Origin of the sequence: Dysosmobacter sp. Marseille-Q4140 (assembly GCA_018228705.1) — a bacterium.
Lineage (GTDB): Bacteria > Bacillota > Clostridia > Oscillospirales > Oscillospiraceae > Oscillibacter.
This window is the reverse complement of record CP073694.1, coordinates 2,854,091-2,871,156: the sequence shown is the minus strand read 5'-3', so window position 1 is coordinate 2,871,156 and position 17,066 is coordinate 2,854,091. Positions and strand designations below refer to the sequence as shown.

At 64.6% G+C, this 17,066-nt stretch carries 21 protein-coding genes; 17 read left to right on the top strand and 4 right to left on the bottom strand.

Going from position 1 to position 17,066, the window contains the following annotated elements; all coding sequences use genetic code 11:
• Positions 1-53: 53 nt before the first annotated feature.
• From KFE19_14265 to KFE19_14195, 15 genes are all read left to right on the top strand, one after another.
• Positions 54-854, top strand: coding sequence for an MBL fold metallo-hydrolase (locus KFE19_14265; protein ID QUO37520.1), 801 nt, complete (start codon positions 54-56; stop codon positions 852-854).
• Positions 842-1,324 carry a 23S rRNA (pseudouridine(1915)-N(3))-methyltransferase RlmH gene (gene rlmH, locus KFE19_14260; protein ID QUO37519.1) on the top strand — a complete coding sequence of 161 codons (483 nt, stop codon included), beginning with the start codon at positions 842-844 and terminating at the stop codon, positions 1,322-1,324. Before KFE19_14265 ends, rlmH begins: the two co-directional genes overlap by 13 nt.
• 26 nt (positions 1,325-1,350) lie before the next feature.
• Positions 1,351-1,674, top strand: coding sequence for a hypothetical protein (locus KFE19_14255; protein ID QUO37518.1), 324 nt, complete (start codon positions 1,351-1,353; stop codon positions 1,672-1,674).
• A gap of 44 nt (positions 1,675-1,718) precedes the next feature.
• Positions 1,719-2,084, top strand: a complete 366-nt coding sequence (locus tag KFE19_14250; GenBank protein ID QUO37517.1) for a hypothetical protein — start codon at positions 1,719-1,721, stop codon at positions 2,082-2,084.
• A 59-nt stretch (positions 2,085-2,143) separates the two neighbouring features.
• Entirely contained in the window at positions 2,144-3,871 is a 1,728-nt protein-coding gene (locus KFE19_14245; GenBank protein ID QUO37516.1) for a phospho-sugar mutase, read from the top strand.
• A gap of 114 nt (positions 3,872-3,985) precedes the next feature.
• Positions 3,986-4,348 (top strand): DUF134 domain-containing protein, encoded by a 363-nt coding sequence (locus tag KFE19_14240; GenBank protein QUO37515.1) that lies wholly within the window; start codon positions 3,986-3,988, stop codon positions 4,346-4,348.
• Complete coding sequence (locus tag KFE19_14235; GenBank protein QUO37514.1) at positions 4,345-4,755, top strand: NifB/NifX family molybdenum-iron cluster-binding protein; 411 nt, start codon at positions 4,345-4,347, stop codon at positions 4,753-4,755. The genes KFE19_14240 and KFE19_14235 overlap by 4 nt, the downstream gene beginning before the upstream one ends.
• Positions 4,756-5,039: 284 nt before the next feature.
• The gene (locus tag KFE19_14230) at positions 5,040-6,332 is read left to right on the top strand and encodes a dihydroorotase (protein QUO37513.1); all 1,293 of its coding nucleotides are present in this window, start codon (positions 5,040-5,042) and stop codon (positions 6,330-6,332) included.
• Positions 6,329-7,066 carry a dihydroorotate dehydrogenase electron transfer subunit gene (locus tag KFE19_14225; protein QUO37512.1) on the top strand — a complete coding sequence of 246 codons (738 nt, stop codon included), beginning with the start codon at positions 6,329-6,331 and terminating at the stop codon, positions 7,064-7,066. Before KFE19_14230 ends, KFE19_14225 begins: the two co-directional genes overlap by 4 nt.
• Entirely contained in the window at positions 7,060-7,977 is a 918-nt protein-coding gene (locus tag KFE19_14220; protein ID QUO37511.1) for a dihydroorotate dehydrogenase, read from the top strand. Before KFE19_14225 ends, KFE19_14220 begins: the two co-directional genes overlap by 7 nt.
• Positions 7,970-8,671: an orotidine-5'-phosphate decarboxylase gene (pyrF, locus tag KFE19_14215; protein QUO37510.1), complete on the top strand. Its 702-nt coding sequence runs from the start codon at positions 7,970-7,972 to the stop codon at positions 8,669-8,671. The genes KFE19_14220 and pyrF overlap by 8 nt, the downstream gene beginning before the upstream one ends.
• A gap of 49 nt (positions 8,672-8,720) precedes the next feature.
• Complete coding sequence (locus KFE19_14210) at positions 8,721-9,350, top strand: orotate phosphoribosyltransferase (GenBank protein ID QUO39646.1); 630 nt, start codon at positions 8,721-8,723, stop codon at positions 9,348-9,350.
• 13 nt (positions 9,351-9,363) lie between these two features.
• Positions 9,364-10,284, top strand: coding sequence for an aspartate carbamoyltransferase (gene pyrB, locus KFE19_14205; protein ID QUO37509.1), 921 nt, complete (start codon positions 9,364-9,366; stop codon positions 10,282-10,284).
• 13 nt (positions 10,285-10,297) lie between these two features.
• Positions 10,298-10,723 carry an aspartate carbamoyltransferase regulatory subunit gene (locus tag KFE19_14200; protein QUO37508.1) on the top strand — a complete coding sequence of 142 codons (426 nt, stop codon included), beginning with the start codon at positions 10,298-10,300 and terminating at the stop codon, positions 10,721-10,723.
• Positions 10,724-10,785: 62 nt separating this feature from the next.
• Entirely contained in the window at positions 10,786-11,682 is an 897-nt protein-coding gene (locus KFE19_14195; protein QUO37507.1) for an EamA family transporter, read from the top strand.
• On the opposite strand, the gene KFE19_14190 is transcribed toward KFE19_14195, so the two are convergent.
• A complete protein-coding gene (locus tag KFE19_14190; protein ID QUO37506.1) occupies positions 11,645-11,908 on the bottom strand; it encodes a hypothetical protein in 264 nt (87 codons plus the stop codon). The genes KFE19_14195 and KFE19_14190 overlap by 38 nt on opposite strands.
• On the opposite strand from KFE19_14190, the gene KFE19_14185 reads away from it, so the two are divergent.
• Complete coding sequence (locus KFE19_14185; GenBank protein QUO37505.1) at positions 11,907-12,773, top strand: YitT family protein; 867 nt, start codon at positions 11,907-11,909, stop codon at positions 12,771-12,773. The two genes, KFE19_14190 and KFE19_14185, sit on opposite strands and share 2 nt — an antisense overlap.
• A gap of 45 nt (positions 12,774-12,818) precedes the next feature.
• On the opposite strand, the gene KFE19_14180 is transcribed toward KFE19_14185, so the two are convergent.
• From KFE19_14180 to KFE19_14170, 3 genes are all read right to left on the bottom strand, one after another.
• Positions 12,819-13,688, bottom strand: a complete 870-nt coding sequence (locus tag KFE19_14180; protein QUO37504.1) for a radical SAM protein — start codon at positions 13,686-13,688, stop codon at positions 12,819-12,821.
• On the bottom strand, positions 13,685-14,959 hold the full coding sequence (locus KFE19_14175; protein QUO37503.1) for an aminotransferase class I/II-fold pyridoxal phosphate-dependent enzyme: 1,275 nt from the start codon (positions 14,957-14,959) through the stop codon (positions 13,685-13,687). The genes KFE19_14180 and KFE19_14175 overlap by 4 nt, the downstream gene beginning before the upstream one ends.
• Before the next feature lie 135 nt (positions 14,960-15,094).
• Positions 15,095-15,439: a hypothetical protein gene (locus KFE19_14170; protein QUO37502.1), complete on the bottom strand. Its 345-nt coding sequence runs from the start codon at positions 15,437-15,439 to the stop codon at positions 15,095-15,097.
• A gap of 240 nt (positions 15,440-15,679) precedes the next feature.
• On the opposite strand from KFE19_14170, the gene KFE19_14165 reads away from it, so the two are divergent.
• On the top strand, positions 15,680-17,041 hold the full coding sequence (locus KFE19_14165) for an MATE family efflux transporter (GenBank protein QUO39645.1): 1,362 nt from the start codon (positions 15,680-15,682) through the stop codon (positions 17,039-17,041).
• Positions 17,042-17,066: the final 25 nt, after the last annotated feature.

Here is a 17,066-nt window from a genome sequence, read left to right as displayed (position 1 = left end):
TCGTCGGCGGCCCCTGCCGCGGACGCGATCCTTTCTATGCGAGGTCGTTTTTCTTGACAGTCGTACATACTCTGGCCAGCGGCTCCTCCGGAAACGCGCTGGCAGTTCTCTCCGGCGGGACGCGGATCCTGCTGGACGCCGGCATCTCCTGCCGCCGCATTGCCGCTTCCCTGGGGGAGCTGGGCCTGGGCCCGGGGGATCTGGACGCCATTTTGATCACCCACACCCACTCCGACCACATCTCCGGTCTGCGGACCCTGCTCAAGCGCACGGACGCGCCGGTCTGGGCCACAGCCCGGGCGGGCCGGGAGCTGCTGTACCGGCTGCCGGAGCTGGAGGACCGGCTGTGCCAGCTGGAGACCGGCGTCCCTTTCTCCGTCGGCGCCTGTACCGTCACCGCCGCGGAGACCTCCCACGACGCCCCCGGCAGCTGCGGCTACCGGCTGGACACCGCCGACGGCAGCGTCGGCGTCCTGACGGACACCGGCTATGTCACCGACCAGGCGGCGGACCTGCTGAGCGGCGTGGACCTGGCGGTGCTGGAGGCCAACCACGACGTGGAGACCCTGCGCAGCGGTCCCTACCCCTACTATCTGAAAAAGCGCATCCTGGGGCTGGAGGGCCACCTCAGCAACGGCGACGCCGGCGCTTTCGCCGCCCTTCTGGCGGAGCGGGGCGCATCGGAGATCGTGCTGGCCCACCTGAGCCGGGAGAACAATACCCCCGCCATGGCCCGCACCGCCGTGGAGACGGCTCTGGCCGCCGCCGGAGCGGCCCCCGTCCTCTCCGTGGCGCCCCGGGACACCCTGGGCCCCGCCCATGTGCTGGTCAGGAGGGCCGTATGCAGAAGATAACCGTTTTGTGCGTGGGAAAGCTGAAGGAGAAGTTCTACACCGAGGCCGCGGCGGAGTACGCCAAACGCCTGTCCCGGTTCTGCAAGCTGGAGATTTTGGAGCTGCCGGAGGAGCGGCTGCCGGAGGATCCCTCCCCGGCCCAGATCGCCGGAGCCCTGGAAAAGGAGGCCGCAGCGGTCCGGGCCAAGCTGCCCGCCTCCGCCTATATCGTGGCCCTGTGCGTGGAGGGGAAGCTCCGCTCCAGCGAGGAGCTGGCCCGGATGCTCTCCGCCAGCGCCGGTCGGGGCCAGTCCCAGGTGGTATTTCTGATCGGCGGCTCCTTCGGCCTGGATCCCTCCCTCAAGGCCCTGGCGGCGGAGCGGCTGTCCATGTCCCCCATGACCTTCCCCCACCATCTGGCCCGGGTCATGGTGCTGGAGCAGATCTACCGGGCCTATCAGATCAACGCCGGAACCCGCTATCACAAGTGACGTACCCCGGAAAGGAGGCCGTGCCCATGGATCCCCAGGATCTGAGCGGAGCCCTGTCCCACGAGGAGCTGCTGCGCCGCTGGCCGAAGGACGCGTACGGTGATCCGGAGGAGCCGGCCTTCCTAGTCAATCTCCGGGAGGACGGCGGATTGTGGGCGGAGATGACCGCGTCGCGCCTGGAGGCCTGCGGCATCCCAGTGCTGCGGCAATACCCCTGGGGCGGCGCCGCGGTCCGGCTCTATCTGGGCACCGCCCACTCGGGAGTGGACCTGTACGTCCCCGTCTCCCGGCTGGACGAGGCCCGGCAGCTGCTGGAGCCGGCCCCGGAGGAAGATGCGCCCGCCCCCTGACGGCCGGGCTTTGCCCATCTGTCTTGGAAAGCGAGGGAAACGCCATGCAGCCAAACGCCCCCTTCACGCCCCGGCCCAACCTGACGGTCGAGGAAAAGACCCGCCTGGCCCGGCGGTTCCGCCGCAGAGCCAATCTGACGGACGTCATCGGTCTGGCGGCGATCCTGCTGATGGTCATTGCAGCTTTCCTGGGGCGGCAGGATTTTGACCGGGGATACCCGTATCTGACGGCCGGGGGCGCTTTGTTCGTCGCCTTTGGCTTGGTCAGTGCCCTAACCTATCACCGCTGTCCCTGCTGCGGAAACCGCACCATCAGAGGCTCTCTGGGGGAAGACAGGAATCTGGGCCCCTTTGTCTGGCGCATGTATGAGTGCCCCGTCTGCGGCTTCTCCCCAGACTGGAGCCGGTGAACCGCCCCCCGGTTTGATTGAGATTATTCAGTACATTTTTATAGCAGGAGGAAACGTGTATGGATTTCATGAAGGAATATGAGAAGTGGCTTGCCAGCCCCGTCCTGAGTCCCGAGGAGCACGAGGAGCTGGAGGCCATCCGCGGCGACGCGAAGGAGATCGAGTCCCGGTTCTACGACCAGCTGGCCTTCGGCACCGCAGGTCTCCGTGGCACCATGGGCGTGGGCCTCAACCGCATGAACATCCACGTGATCCGCCACGCCACCCAGGCCTTCGCCCAGGTCATCCTGGAGGAGGGCCCCGAGGCGGTGCAGCGGGGCGTGGCCGTGTGCTTCGACTGCCGCAACAACTCCGACCGCTTCGCCCGGGAGGCCGCCTGCGTCATGGCCGCCAACGGCATCCCCGTTCGGCTGTTCGAGGCCCTGCGCCCCACTCCGGAGCTGAGCTTTGCTGTCCGGGAATACGGCTGCATCGCCGGCATCAACGTCACCGCCAGCCACAATCCCAAGGAGTACAACGGCTACAAGGTCTACTGGCAGGACGGCGCCCAGCTGCCCCCCAAGCACGCCGACGAGGTGGCGAAAAAAATGCGGGAGCTGGACGTGTTCGACTGCGTGAAGCTGGTGGACTACGATCTGGCCGTGTCCGAGGGCCTCATCACCCTCATGGGCAAAGAGACCGACGAGAAGTTCCTCTCCAACGTCATGGCCCAGGTCAATGACAAGGCCGTGGTGGAGCAGGTGGCCGACACCTTCAAGATGGTCTACACCCCCTTCCACGGCACTGGCTACCAGCTGATCCCCGAGGCTCTCAAGCGCCTGGGGCTCAAGCACGTGATCTGCGTGCCGGAGCAAATGGTCGTCGACGGCAACTTCCCCACCGTGGTCTCCCCCAACCCGGAGAACCCCGAGGGCTTCTATCTGGCCGTGGAGCTGGCCAAGGCCAACAACGCCGACTTCATCCTGGGCTCCGACCCCGACGCCGACCGGGTGGGCATCATGGTCAAGACCGGCGACGGCGAGTTCAAGGTCATCTCCGGCAACCAGACCGGCGTGCTGCTGCTGGACTATCTGATCGGCGCCAAGCGCCGCACCGGCAAGATGCCGGAAAACCCCGTGGCCCTCAAGACCATCGTCACCACCGAGATGGCCCGGAAGGTGGCCGAGGAAAACGGCCTCCAGTGCTACGACACCTTCACCGGCTTCAAGTTCCTGGCGGAGAAGAAGGACAAGCTGGAGGCCGCCGGCGAGGGCAAGGTCATCTTCGCCTACGAGGAGAGCTACGGCTACATGCTGGGCGACTACGTCCGGGACAAGGACGCCGTCTCCGCCTCCGTGGAGCTCAGCGAGATGGCCGCCTGGTACGCCGCCCAGGGCATGACCCTGTACGACGCCATCCAGGCCCTGTACAAAAAGTACGGCTACTTCGCCGAAAAGACCTACAATCTGGTCATGCCCGGCCTGGACGGTCTCAAAGACATGGCCAACCTGATGAAGTCCCTGCGGGAGAACCCGCCCGCCGAGATCTCCGGTGTGAAGGCCGTGACCTTCAAGGACTACGCCGACGGGTCCGTGGTGGACTGCGCCACCGGCGCAAAGAGCACCATGGAGCTCTCGGGGTCCAACGTGCTGCGCTTTGAGATGGCCGACGGCACCTCCGTCATCGTCCGTCCCTCCGGCACGGAGCCCAAGATCAAGGTCTACATCCTGACCCAGGGCAAGGACGCCGCCGACGCCCAGGCCAATCTGGACAAGTACGGCCAATGGGTGGACGGCCTGCAGAAGTAACAAAACTCCCATTGTGCGCCCCCGGAAGGGGGCGCACATTTTTTGCGGATTATACTTGACATATGTCCAAAACGTTTTATAATGGGCATATGTTCAAAACAAGGAGGGACACCCATGCCCCGCAGCGCCAAATGCCGCCGGGTCTGCCAGATGCCGGTCCACTGCCGATTTGCCCCGGAACAGCCCTCCCGGGAGGAGCCGCTGCTGCTGACCGTGGAGGAATATGAGGCCGTGCGTCTGATGGACCACCTGGGCCTCAATCAGGAGGAGGCCGCCGCCCAGATGGACGTGGCCCGGACCACGGTCCAGCGGATCTATGCCCAGGCCCGCCGAAAGCTGGCGGCGTTTCTGGTGGAGGGACGGCCACTGCAGATCGTGGGCGGCAGCTACGCCATCTGCCCCCGGCACAGCGGCGGATGCAGCCGCGGCGGCTGCGGCCGGTGCCACCCCCAAGACGGAAAGGAAGATCGCACATGAAAATCGCAGTCACCTATGAAAACGGCAGCGTGTTCCAGCACTTCGGCCACACGGCCCAGTTCAAGCTCTATGAGGTAGAAAACGGTGCCGTGGTTTCCGCTCAGGTGGTGGACACCAACGGCAGCGGCCACGGCGCCCTGGCAGGCCTGCTCAGCCAGCTGGGCGTGGACTGCCTGATCTGCGGCGGCATCGGCGGCGGGGCCCAGATGGCTCTGGCGGAGGCCGGCATCCGGCTGTACGCCGGCTGCTCCGGCGACGCCGACCAGCGGGTAGCGGAGCTGCTGAACGGCTCCCTGCAATTCGCCGAGGCCGCCACCTGCGACCACCATCACGGCGAGGACCACGCCTGCGGTGACCACGGCTGCGGCGGCCACGGCGAGGGGCATACCTGCGGCCACCACTGCTGAGCACTTCTTTTTTCACGGCCCCAAAAGCGCCGCCTCTTGGCAGAGGCGGCGCTCAGCATGTGAAAACGGCCGCCGCACACCTCCGCCAGGCATCCCCATCTCCTCCTTGGGATAGGAGCGCCGGATGCGGCGCACACTGAGCCGGGGCGCTGTTCCGGGCCAAAAATCAACGTGCATTTCCCTTTCTTTTTATCGGTTCTGCCGGGGGGAAATCCGTTGACAAGCGGCAGCCCTTTGGATATTATAATATGTTGAACAAACACGCAAAAGGAAGGAGAGACACCATGAGCTTGCTGCTGACCGGCGGTACCGTTTTCCACGGCGGCACTTTTCGCCAGATGGATGTGGCCGTTGACCAGGGCCGCATTGTTTCCGTTTCCCCCTCCCTTCCCAAGGAAGGCTTTTCCGTAATTGAATGTTCCGATTGTATGATCGTTCCAGGTTTCGTCGATGTTCACGTCCATCTTCGAGAGCCTGGATTTTCTTATAAGGAGACGGTCTTCTCCGGCACCTCCGCCGCCGCCGCGGGCGGCTACACGGCGGTGTGTGCCATGCCCAATTTAAAACCCGTACCCGACAGCCGGGAACATCTGGATGCTCAGCTGGACATTATTCGCCGGGATGCCAGGGTCCATGTCTACCCCTACGGCGCCATCACCTGCGGCGAGGCCGGGCAGACGCTGGCGGACATGGCCGCCATGGCCCCGGATGTGGCCGGCTTCTCCGACGACGGCAAAGGCGTCCAATCTGAGAGCATGATGCGCCGGGCCATGGAACTGGCAAAGCAGCTGGACAAGCCCATCGTGGCCCACTGCGAGGACGAAGCCCTGCTCCAAAAGGGCTGGAGCGTCCACGACGGGGCCTTTGCCCGTGCCCACGGTCTGGTGGGCAACGCCTCCGAGAGCGAGTGGCGCCAGGTGGAGCGGGATCTGAACCTGGTCCGCCAGACCGGCTGCCGCTACCACGTCTGCCATATCTCCACCAAGGAGTCCGTGGCTCTGATCCGCAAGGCCAAGGCGGAGGGCCTGCCGGTCACCTGCGAGACCGGCCCCCACTACCTGGTGCTGTGCGACGAGGACCTGCTGGACGAGGGCCGGTTCCGCATGAACCCCCCCATCCGCTCCGCCGCCGACCGGGACGCATTGCTGGAGGGCCTCCTGGACGGCACCGTGGACTGCATCGCCACGGACCACGCCCCCCACAGCGCGGAGGAGAAAGCCCGGGGCCTGGCCGGGAGCCTCAACGGCATCGTGGGTCTGGAGTGCGCCTTCCCGGTGCTGTACACCCAGCTGGTGCGCACCGGCGCGGTGCCCATCGAAACCCTGCTGAACGCCCTGTGCGTCAATCCCCGGCGGATCTTCCGCCTGAGCGGCGGCGACATCGCCCCCGGCGAGGCGGCGGACCTGACCGTGCTGGACCTGAACCGCCCCCACGTCATCAACAGCGCCGACTTCCGCTCCCTGGGCCGGGCCACCCCCTTCGATGGGTGGGGCGTGGCCGCCGCCGTGGCCGCCACCATCTGCGGCGGGGAGCTGGTCTACACCGATTTCAAACGGGAGGAGGAACCCTTCGCATGAAACAGTCCCTCTTTACCATGGAACACGCCCGGCAGCTGACGGAGGACACCTACGAGCTGATCCTCTCCGGCGACACCTCCGCCATCACCGCTCCGGGCCAGTTCATCAACATCTCCCTGCCGGGGAAGTTCCTGCGCCGGCCCATCTCCATCTGCAACTGGGACAAAGATGCCCTGATGCTGCTGGTGAAGGTGGTCGGCGGCGGCACCCACGACCTGGTCCGCTGCGTGCCGGGGGAGGAGCTGGACGTGCTCAGCGGCCTTGGCAACGGGTTTGACACCGCCTTCGGCGGCGAGAACCCGGTGCTGGTGGGCGGCGGCATCGGCATCGCCCCCATGTACGGTCTGGCCCGGCATCTGCTGGCCCAGGGCCGGACCCCCACGGTGGTGCTGGGCTTCCGCTCCGGGAAGGACGCCTTCTATCTGGAGGAGTTCGCCGCCCTGGGCTGCCGCCTGATGATCGCCACGGAGGACGGCAGCATGGGAACGAAGGGCTTCGTCACCGACAGTCTTTCCAAGCTGCCGGACCTCAACTACGTGTTTGCCTGCGGCCCCCTGCCCATGCTCAAGGCCGTCCACTGCCTGCCGGGCCTCACCGGCGGCCAGTACAGCTTCGAGGCCCGGATGGGCTGCGGCTTCGGCGCCTGCATGGGCTGCACCGTGCCCACCAGGGACGGGTACAAGCGGGTGTGCAAGGACGGCCCCATCCTGTATCAGGAGGAGATCGTATGGTAGATTTGACCGTTTCCCTGGCGGGTGTGGAGCTGAAAAACCCTGTGATCCCCGCCTCCGGCACCTTCGGCTATGGCCGGGAGTACGCCGAACTCTATGACCTGAATGTTCTGGGGAGCTTTTCCTGGAAGGGCACCACCGGCTCGGCCCGGCTGGGCAACCCCCAGCCCCGGATTGCCGAGACCGAGGGCGGCATGCTCAACGCCGTGGGCCTCCAAAACCCCGGCATCGACGCAGTGATCGCAAACGAGGTACCCAACATCGCAAAGATCTTCCAGGGGCCCGTCATCGCCAACGTGGGCGGCTTCTCCCTGGAGGAGTACGCGGACAACTGCCGGAAGCTGAACGGCGTGGACCAGGTGAAGATCCTGGAGGTCAACATCTCCTGCCCCAACGTCCATGCCGGCGGGCAGAACTTCGGCTCCGATCCCCAGGGCGCCGCGGCGGTGACGAAAGCCGTCCGGGCCGTGACGGACAAGCCGGTGTTCATGAAGCTCTCCCCCAACGTCACCGACATCGCCGCCATCGCCCGGGCCTGCGAGGCCGAGGGGGCCGACGGCATCTGCCTCATCAACACCCTGCTGGGGATGCGCATTGACCTCAAAACCAAGCGGCCCCTGCTGGCCAACCGCACCGGCGGCCTCTCCGGCCCCGCCGTATTCCCGGTGGCGGTGCGGATGGTGTGGGACGTGTACGAGGCGGTGAAACTGCCCATCATCGGCTGCGGCGGCGTTTCCTCCGCCGAGGACGTGTGCGAGATGATGCTGGCCGGGGCCACCGCCGTGGAGGTGGGCGCCGCCAACCTCCGGGACCCCTACGCCTGCAAGACCATCATCGAAAAATTGCCCGCTGTCAGTGCGCAGCTGGGCGTGACCAACATTTCTGAATTGACAGGAGGCGCCCACCATGGCTAACGACGTGATCATCGCTCTGGACTTCCCCACCAAGGAGGAGACCCTCTCCTTCCTGGACCGCTTCCCCGCCGGGGAAAAACCCTTCGTGAAGATCGGCATGGAGCTGTTCTATGCCGAGGGTCCCCAGGTGGTCCGGGACATCAAGGCCCGGGGCCACAAGATCTTCCTGGACCTGAAGCTCCACGACATCCCCAACACCGTGAAGCGGGCCATGGCGGTCCTCTCCCGGCTGGACGTGGACATGGTGAACCTCCACGCCGCCGGTGCCTCTGAGATGATGAAGGCCGCCCTGGAGGGCCTGACCCGGCCCGACGGCACCCGCCCGATGCTGATTGCCGTGACCCAGCTGACCTCCACCGACGCCGCCGCTTTGAAAAACGAGCTGCTGATCGACGTGCCCATGGCGGACACCGTCATGGCCTACGCCAAGAACGCCGCGGCCTCCGGCCTGGACGGCGTAGTCTGCTCTCCCCTGGAGGCGGCTCTGGTGAAGGAGCACTGCGGTGCGGGCTTCGTCACCGTCACCCCGGGCATCCGCTTTGCCGACTCCGCCGCCGGGGACCAGAAGCGCATCATGACCCCGGAGAAGGCCGGCAAGTCCGGCTGCGACTACATCGTGGTGGGCCGCCCCATCACCCAGGCCGAGGACCCTGTGGCCGCGTACCGCCGGGCCGTGACGGACTTCCTGGGCTGAGCGCCCTGCCTGATCTTCGTATTCTACCAAGGAGGATTTTGACATGAACCTGGAACAGACCATCGCCCATGACCTGCTCTCCATCGGAGCGGTCTTTCTGCGGCCCGACGAGCCCTTCACCTGGGCCAGCGGCATCAAGAGTCCCATTTACTGCGACAACCGCCTGACCCTGACGGCTCCCGCCGTCCGCACCCACGTGGAGGAGGGGCTGGTGGACCTGATCTGCAAACACTATCCCGACGTGGAGGTCCTGATGGGCACCTCCACCGCCGGCATCGCCCACGCCGCCATCGTGGGCCACCTGATGGGCCTGCCCATGGGCTACGTCCGCTCCGGCAACAAGGACCACGGCCGGGGCAACCGCATCGAGGGCAAGCTGGAGCCGGGCCAGAAGGTGGTCGTGGTGGAGGACCTGATCTCCACCGGCGGAAGCTGCATCGAGGTGGTGGAGGCCCTGCGGGAGGCCGGCGCCCAGGTGCTGGGCATCGTGTCCATCTTCACCTACGGGCTCCAGAAGGGCCTGGACCGCCTGGCAGCCGCCAATGTGACCAACTACTCCCTGTCCAATTTTGACGCCGTGTGCGCCGTGGCCGCCGACGAGGGCAAGATCCGCCCCGAGGACATCGACCGGCTGAAGAAATTCCGTGCAAATCCCTCCGACGAAAGTTGGATCGGTTGAGAAAGGAGCTATCATGCCTCGTAATATCCTGGATGTCGTAGACCTGAGCGTGGAAGAGATCGACCAGCTGATCGCCACCGCTGAGGACATTATTGCAAACCCCGCCAAATACCAGAACGCCTGCGCCCACAAGCAGCTGGCCACCCTCTTTTTCGAGCCCTCCACCCGCACCCGCCTGAGCTTTGAGTCCGCCATGCTGGCCCTGGGCGGCAGCACCCTGGGCTTCTCCGAGGCCATGTCCAGCTCCACCGCCAAGGGAGAGACCGTGGGCGACACCATCCACACCGTCAGCTGCTATGCCGACATCATCGCCATGCGCCATCCCAAGGAGGGCGCCCCCTACGCCGCCGCCCAGTTCTCTGAGGTGCCGATCATCAACGCCGGTGACGGCGGCCACAACCACCCCACCCAGACCCTGACGGACCTGCTGACCATCCACCGGGAGAAGGGCCGGCTCAACGGCTTCACCATCGGCTTCTGCGGCGACCTGAAATTCGGCCGCACCGTCCATTCCCTGGTCAATGCCCTGAGCCGCTACACCGATATCAATTACGTGCTGATCTCCCCCCTGGAGCTCAAGCTCCCCCGGTATGTCAAGGAGGAGGCCTTCAAAAAGAAAGGCATCCCCTACACCCAGACCACGGATCTGGAATCCGTCATCCCCCAGCTGGACATCCTGTACATGACCCGGGTCCAGAAGGAGCGGTTCTTCAACGAGGAGGACTACCTGCGGCTGAAGGACAGCTACATTCTCAACCCGGAAAAGCTGGTGAACGCCAAGCCGGACCTGTCTATCCTCCATCCCCTGCCCCGCGTCAACGAGATTGCTGTGGCCGTGGACAAGGACCCCAGGGCCGCCTACTGGAAACAGGTGAAAAACGGCAAGTATATCCGCATGGCGCTGATCATGAAGCTGCTGGGCATTGAGGTTTGAGGAGGTCACATCTATGAATATCGACAGCATCCAAGACGGCGTGGTCCTGGACCACATCCAGGCCGGCAAGAGCATGGACATCTACAAGTACCTGCATCTGGACGAGCTGGACTGCTCTGTGGCCATCATCAAAAACGTCCGCAGCGGCCGCATGGGCAGGAAGGACATCATCAAGATCGACTCCCCCATGGAAGTGGATCTGGACGTACTGGGCTACATCGACGCCAACATCACCGTCAACATCATCCGCAACGGAGTCCGGGTGGAGAAGAAGCACCTGGAACTGCCCAAGAAGCTGGTGAATATCATCCACTGCAAGAACCCCCGCTGCATCACCGTGGCGGAGCCCCAGCTGGACGCCATCTTCCTGCTCAGCGACCCCGAAAAGCACACCTACCGCTGCGCCTACTGCGACACCGCCAAGGACAAACGCTTCTGAAAGGAACGGAATATCAAACGGCCTCCGCCCTTTTGGGCGGAGGTTTTCCGCGAAAAAATACCATGAACGAAACAAAATCCCATCTTCTGCGGGGAAGCCTTTGCACCATGCTGGGCGGCGTGTGCTGGGGCTTCTCCGGCACCTGCGGCCAATACCTCTTCACCCGCTACGGCGTCAGCAGCCTGTGGCTGACCTGCCTGCGGCTGCTCTCCGGCGGCGTCATCATGCTGGCCCTGGCCGCCGTCCGCCACCGGCGGGAGCTGCTGCGCATCTGGCGCTCTCCCGCCGACGCGGCCATGCTGGTGGGCTACGGTGTGTTCGGACTGATGATGTGTCAGTACGCCTACATGACCTCCATCTCCTACTCCAATGCCGGCACCACCACGGTCCTCCAGACCCTGAGCCTGGTAATCATCATGCTGCTGACCTGTCTGCGGCTGCGGCGCCGGCCCAACCGGGTGGAGACCGTCGCCCTGGTCCTGGCCCTGCTGGGTACCTTCCTGCTGGCCACCGGCGGAGATCCGGCCCACATGGTCCTCTCGCCCCAGGGGCTGTTCTGGGGCCTGGCCACCGCAGTGGCCGTGACCGTGTACACCCTGCTGCCCCGGCGGCTTCTCGCCCGCTGGAACCGGGAGGCGATCAACGGCTGGGGCATGCTGATCGGCGGCGCGATCCTGAACCTGGGGGCCCGCAGCTGGACGCTCCACACCGACCTCCCCCTCCAGGGCTGGCTGGCGGTGGCGGCCATCGTGCTCTTCGGCACGGTCCTCTCCTTCACGCTGTTCATGCAGGGCATTCAGGACGTGGGCCCGGTAAAATCCTCTATGCTGGCGGCCACGGAGCCGGTCTCTGCCACCGTTTTCTCCGCTGTGTGGCTGGGCACCGCCTTCTCGGCGGTGGACCTTATGGGCTTCGCCGCCATCATCGCCACCATCTTCCTGCTGGCAAGATCTGAGTGACAGGCCGCTGCCGAAAGCCGAAAAAGGCGGTGACGAACCATTCCCGCCGCCCTGCATCCCGGCCGTCTTTTTCGCCCGGCTTCGCCCGCTTTTTTACCGATTCTGCATTGCAGGAAAGTTTTCCTGCAATGCAGAAGTTTTTTTGCATTTTTTCTTGCATTTCGTCAGAGAACGCGGTATACTGCGGGCCGAACGAAATCGATTTCGGAGGAACGCACATCGCCATGGAACACCCTACTTGGAACACCCTGCGCAGCTACGGCGCGGTGGCGGGCCTGGCCTGCGTCATGGGCCTGAGCTACCAGCTGTTCGTCTTTCCCAATGCCTTTGCCCCGGCCGGCATCAATGGCCTTGCCACCATGCTGCAATACCTTCTGCACGTGAGCATCGGCTATCTCTCTCTGCTGATCAATCTGCCGCTGATTTTGCTGGCGTGGAAGAAGGTGGACCCGGACTTTGCCCGCAAGACACTGACCTTCGTGCTGGCCTTTTCCGCCGTAAACCTGATCCTGGGACGGGTGGATCTGAGCGCCCTGGCCTATCACACCGGCTCCTCCGCCATCCTGGGTCCCGTGGCCGCCGGCGTGGTCAGCGGCGCGGTGTACGGCTGGGTCATCCGGCACAACGGCTCCACCGGCGGCACGGACATCGTGGCGGCCTGGGTGCGGAAAAAGCGGCCGGAGGCCAGCCTAGTGTGGGTGATCTTCACCCTCAACGCCTCGGTGGCGGTGCTGTCCTTCTTCGTCTACGGCTGCCAGTTCGAGCCGGTGATCCTGTGCCTGATCTACTGCTACCTCAGCTCCAGCATCAGCGACACCATCCTCAAGGGCGGCAAGTCCGCCATGAAGTTCGAGGTTATCACCCGCCAGCCGGAGGAGCTGTCCCGGCAGCTTTTGCAGCAGCTCCACCACGGCGTCACAGTGCTCCAGGCGGAGGGAATGTACTCCGAGACGCCCCGGTGCCTGCTGATCTGCGTGGTGAACCGCCACCAGGTGGTGCGGTTCCAGGAGATCCTCGCCCGCTTCCCGGACACCTTCGCCTACGTCTCCAGCGTCAGCGAGACCCTGGGCAATTTCAAGCACGTGGCATGAAAAAACCGGACCGCGAAATAGTCGCGGTCCGGTCTTTTTTTGCTTTTACAGGCCCCGCCACTCCTCGGGGCGCAGGCGGCTGAGGTCGTGCTCGGCCCGGTCGATCTCCGAGAGCATAGCGGCCTTGTCCCGGTTCAGCGTACCCTTGAGCACCAGGTAGTTGCTGGCGTGGTTCATGCGGAACACGCTGCCGGGGCTGTCCAGCTTCTCCACCAGAAGGCGGGTCTCCCGGAGGACCTGGGGCTGGGTCAGCAGGCGGAAGCTGCCGTCCCGCACCCAGTCGTACAGGGGCGTGCCCGGCTCCACCATCAGCGTCAGCATGCCGATATACTCCGGGTTCATGGCGTTGAAGGCCTCCGCCGTCTCCACGGCGTGGCGCTCCAGTAGTTCCGGCCCGCCCAGGCCCGTGATGGCCGTAACGGAGAGGGCCATACCGCTCTGGCGTGCCTTGCAGCCCATCTCCACGATCTCCGCGGACAGGTGGCCCTTGCGCATGAGCTTCAGCACATCGTCGCAGCCGGACTCCAGTCCCATGTAGACCATGGTGAGGCCCTTTTCCCGGAGCGTTTTCAGCTCCTCCATGGTGCGGATGCGCAGGGACGCGGGGGAGGCGTAGCTGGTGACCCGCTCACACTCCGGGAACAGCGCCCGGATGGTATCCAGGATCGTATACAGCTCTGAGGCCTTGCGGACCAGGGCGTCCCCGTCGGCCAGGAACACCCGCTCCACCCGGCGGTAGGTCTGCCGGGCCAGGCGGAAGTCCTCCAGCACCTCCTCCAGGGGCCGGAGGGCAAAGCGCTTTTCCTTGTACATGCTGCAAAACGCGCAGGTGTTGTGGCTGCACCCGTAGGTCACCTGGACGATGAGGCTGTACGCCTCGGAGGGGGGGCGGTAGACGCTGCCCAAGTATCTCATACGCCCAGCTTCTCCAGGGCGGCCATCTTCAGGCACACGCACAGCACCGCGATGGCCTGCTCCAGCTCCTCCACGGGAGGCAGGGAGGGGGCGATGCGGATGTTGCTGTCGGCGGGGTCCTTGCCGTAGGGGAAGGTGGCGCCGGCGCCGGTCATGGTGACGCCCGCCTCCTTGCAAAGGGCCAGGGTCCGCTTGGCGGTGCCGGGCATGGCGTTGAGGGAGACGAAGTAGCCGCCCTTGGGGCGGCGCCAGGAGGCGATCTCCAGAGGGGCGATCTCCCGGTCCAGGGCGTCCACCACGCAGCGGAACTTGGGGCCCATGATGGCGGCGTGCTTGCGCATCAGCTCCAGGGTGTGGGCCTTGTCCTTGAGGTAGAGCACGTGGCGCTGCTGGTTCACCTTGTCGAAGCTGATGACCTGGACGGTGAGGAGCTTCTCCATATAGGCCATGTTGGCCTCGGAGCAGGCGAAGCAGGAGATGCCGGCGCCGGGCAGGGTGACCTTGGAGGTGGAGGCAAACTCAAAGACCATGTCGGCGTTGCCGTACTTGGCGCACTCGGAGAGGATGTCCGGGAAGGGCACGTACTCCCCCTCGAACTCGTGGATGCAGTAGGCGTTGTCCCACATCAGCAGAAAGTCCGGCGCGGCGGGCTTCATGGAGGCGATGCGGCGGATGGTCTCGGCGGAGTAGATGATGCCGTCGGGGTTGGAGTACTTGGGCACGTTCCACATGCCCTTCACCGCAGGATCCGCGATGTATTTCTCCACCACGTCCATGTCGGGGCCCTCGTCGGTCATGGGGACGGTGATGAGCTCAAATCCAAAGGACTCGGTCACCTTGAAGTGGCGGTCGTAGCCGGGGGCGGGGCACAGCCACTTCACCACAGGCTCCTTGCACCAGGGCCGCTCGCTGTGGAGCAGGCCATGGGTATAGGCCTTGGAGACGGTGTCGTACATCAGCTGCAAGCTGGCGTTGCCGCCCACGAACACCTGCTCGCTCTTGCAGTCCAGGATCTCGGCGAACAGCTGCTTGGCGGCGGGCAGGCCGGAGAGCTCGCCGTAGTTGCGCACGTCCACACCGTCGGACACATAGTCCTCGGGCCTCTGCATCAGCTGGAAGATGTCGCTGACCAGGTCCAGCTGGGCCTTGCCGGGCTTGCCCCGGGCCATGTTCAGCTTCAGGCCCCGGGCCTTCAGGTCCTCGTACTCCTTCATCAGGCGGGCGTACTCCTCTTTCCGCTCCGCGGGGCTCATCTGGGGATAAGCGGTCATATGGATCATCCTTTCCGTGTTGTTCTCATTCAAATATCAATTCAGTATACCGGCTTTTCGGGAAAGTTGCAAGCCTATTTTCCCCCGAAAAGGCACGTCCCCCGCCGGAAAACCGGCGGGGGACATCCGTTTTCGTCAGCAGCGGCAATGGCAGCTGCCCGTACCACTGTCAGCGCAGGCGATGGTGACCTCGCCGGTGGCTATGGACACACCGTAGCACACCGGGATGGACACGCACACCTGCTGCGTCAGCGTCACGGTGCAGTAGGTCTTGTCGGAACTGGTGACGCAAGTAACGCTGGGGCTTCCCTGACAAGTGACCGTGGGGCTCCCCAAAGACGCGGTGGGGGCAAGAACCACCGGCGCCGAGACGTCTACACACTGAGTACTGACCTTGCTGCATCCATTGATCGGGCAGGTGGTCTCCTCGGTCTGGCAGGACCGAAGGGCCTCGTGCTCGTATGCTTCATTAATTCGCAAAGCAAACTCCCTCGTTTCCTAGAGATTGGCCTCTCCCGCGGGGCCTCTGAGGCCGCACCGGCGGCCCCGGCCGCTCACCGGGAGATGCAGTCCATTCTATGCGCCTGCGTCTCATCAGGCGCCTGACCCGAAACACTGGAGCAGCGGGCTTTCTCTGGCAGAAAGGCTTTTCCTCTCATAAATATCGTGTTATAATTTCGTTAACGATTGCGTAATTCTGAGAAAGGCGGCGACGGCCCCATGGAGGACAAGCAGGAACAAAAATTTCACCATCTGACAGAGGATCCGGTCAGCTCTCTGATTTGCCGGCTGGCCCTTCCCTGCATCATCAGTATGCTGGTGACCGCCTTCTACAACATGGCGGACACCTTTTTTGTCGGGATGCTGAACAGCAATCCCGCCACCGGCGCCGTGGGCGTGGTATTCTCCCTCATGGCCATCATCCAGGCGGTGGGTTTCTTCTTCGGCCACGGCAGCGGCAACTTCATCTCCCGGGAACTGGGCAAGCAGCACACGGAGACTGCCTCCAACATGGCGGCCACCGGCTTTTTCGCCGCCCTGGCCACGGGCCTTGTCATCTGTGTCCTGGGCCAGATCTTCCTGACGCCCCTGGCCAACTTCCTGGGCTCCACGCCCACCATCCTGCCCTACGCCCGGGACTATATGCGGGTGATCCTCTTCGGCGCCCCCTGGATGACCGCCTCCCTGGTCCTCAACAACCAGCTGCGCTTTCAGGGCAGCGCCGTGTACGGCATGGTGGGCATCGTCAGCGGTGCCGTACTGAACATCGGGCTGGACCCTCTGCTGATCTTCGTGTTCGACATGGGCATCGCCGGGGCCGCCTGGGCCACCATTTTCAGCCAGTTCGTCAGCTTCTGCCTGCTGCTGGTGGGCTGCACCCGGGGCGGCAACCTCCACATCCACATCTCCCGGGTCCAGCTCAAACCCAGCTACTACCTGATGATCCTAAAGGGCGGCCTGCCCTCCCTGGCCCGGCAGGGCCTGGCCAGCGTAGCCACCATCTGCCTCAACTGGGCCGCCCGGCCCTATGGCGACGCCGTCATCGCCGCTATGGGCGTGGTCCAGCGGATCATGAACTTCGGCGCCTCCGCCATGATCGGCTTCGGTCAGGGCTTCCAACCGGTGTGCGGCTTCAACTACGGGGCAAAGCTCTACCACCGGGTGCTGGAGGGGTTCCGCTTCTGCTTCCGCAGCTCCACTGTCTTTCTGATGGCCGTGGGCGCCCTGGGATTTGCTTTCGCGCCCCAGATCGTGGCGGTGTTCCGGGACGACCCGGAGGTCATCGCCTGCGGCGCCGCGGCGCTGCGGTTCCAGTGCGTCACCTTCTGCTTCCAGGGCTGGATCGTCATGAGCAACATGATGCTCCAAACCATCGGCCGCACCGGCCCTGCCACCTTCATCGCCATGGCCCGGCAGGGCATCTTCTTCATCCCCCTGGTGGCCATCCTCTCCCTGACCCTGGGGGTCCTGGGCATCCAGATGACCCAGGCCGTGTCGGACCTGCTGACCCTGCTGTGCGCCGTTCCCCTGCAAAAGAGGGTCCTGCGGGAGCTGGCGGCGGAGATCCCCGCATCAGCCTGACGCATCCCACATCCCGGCCGGAGGT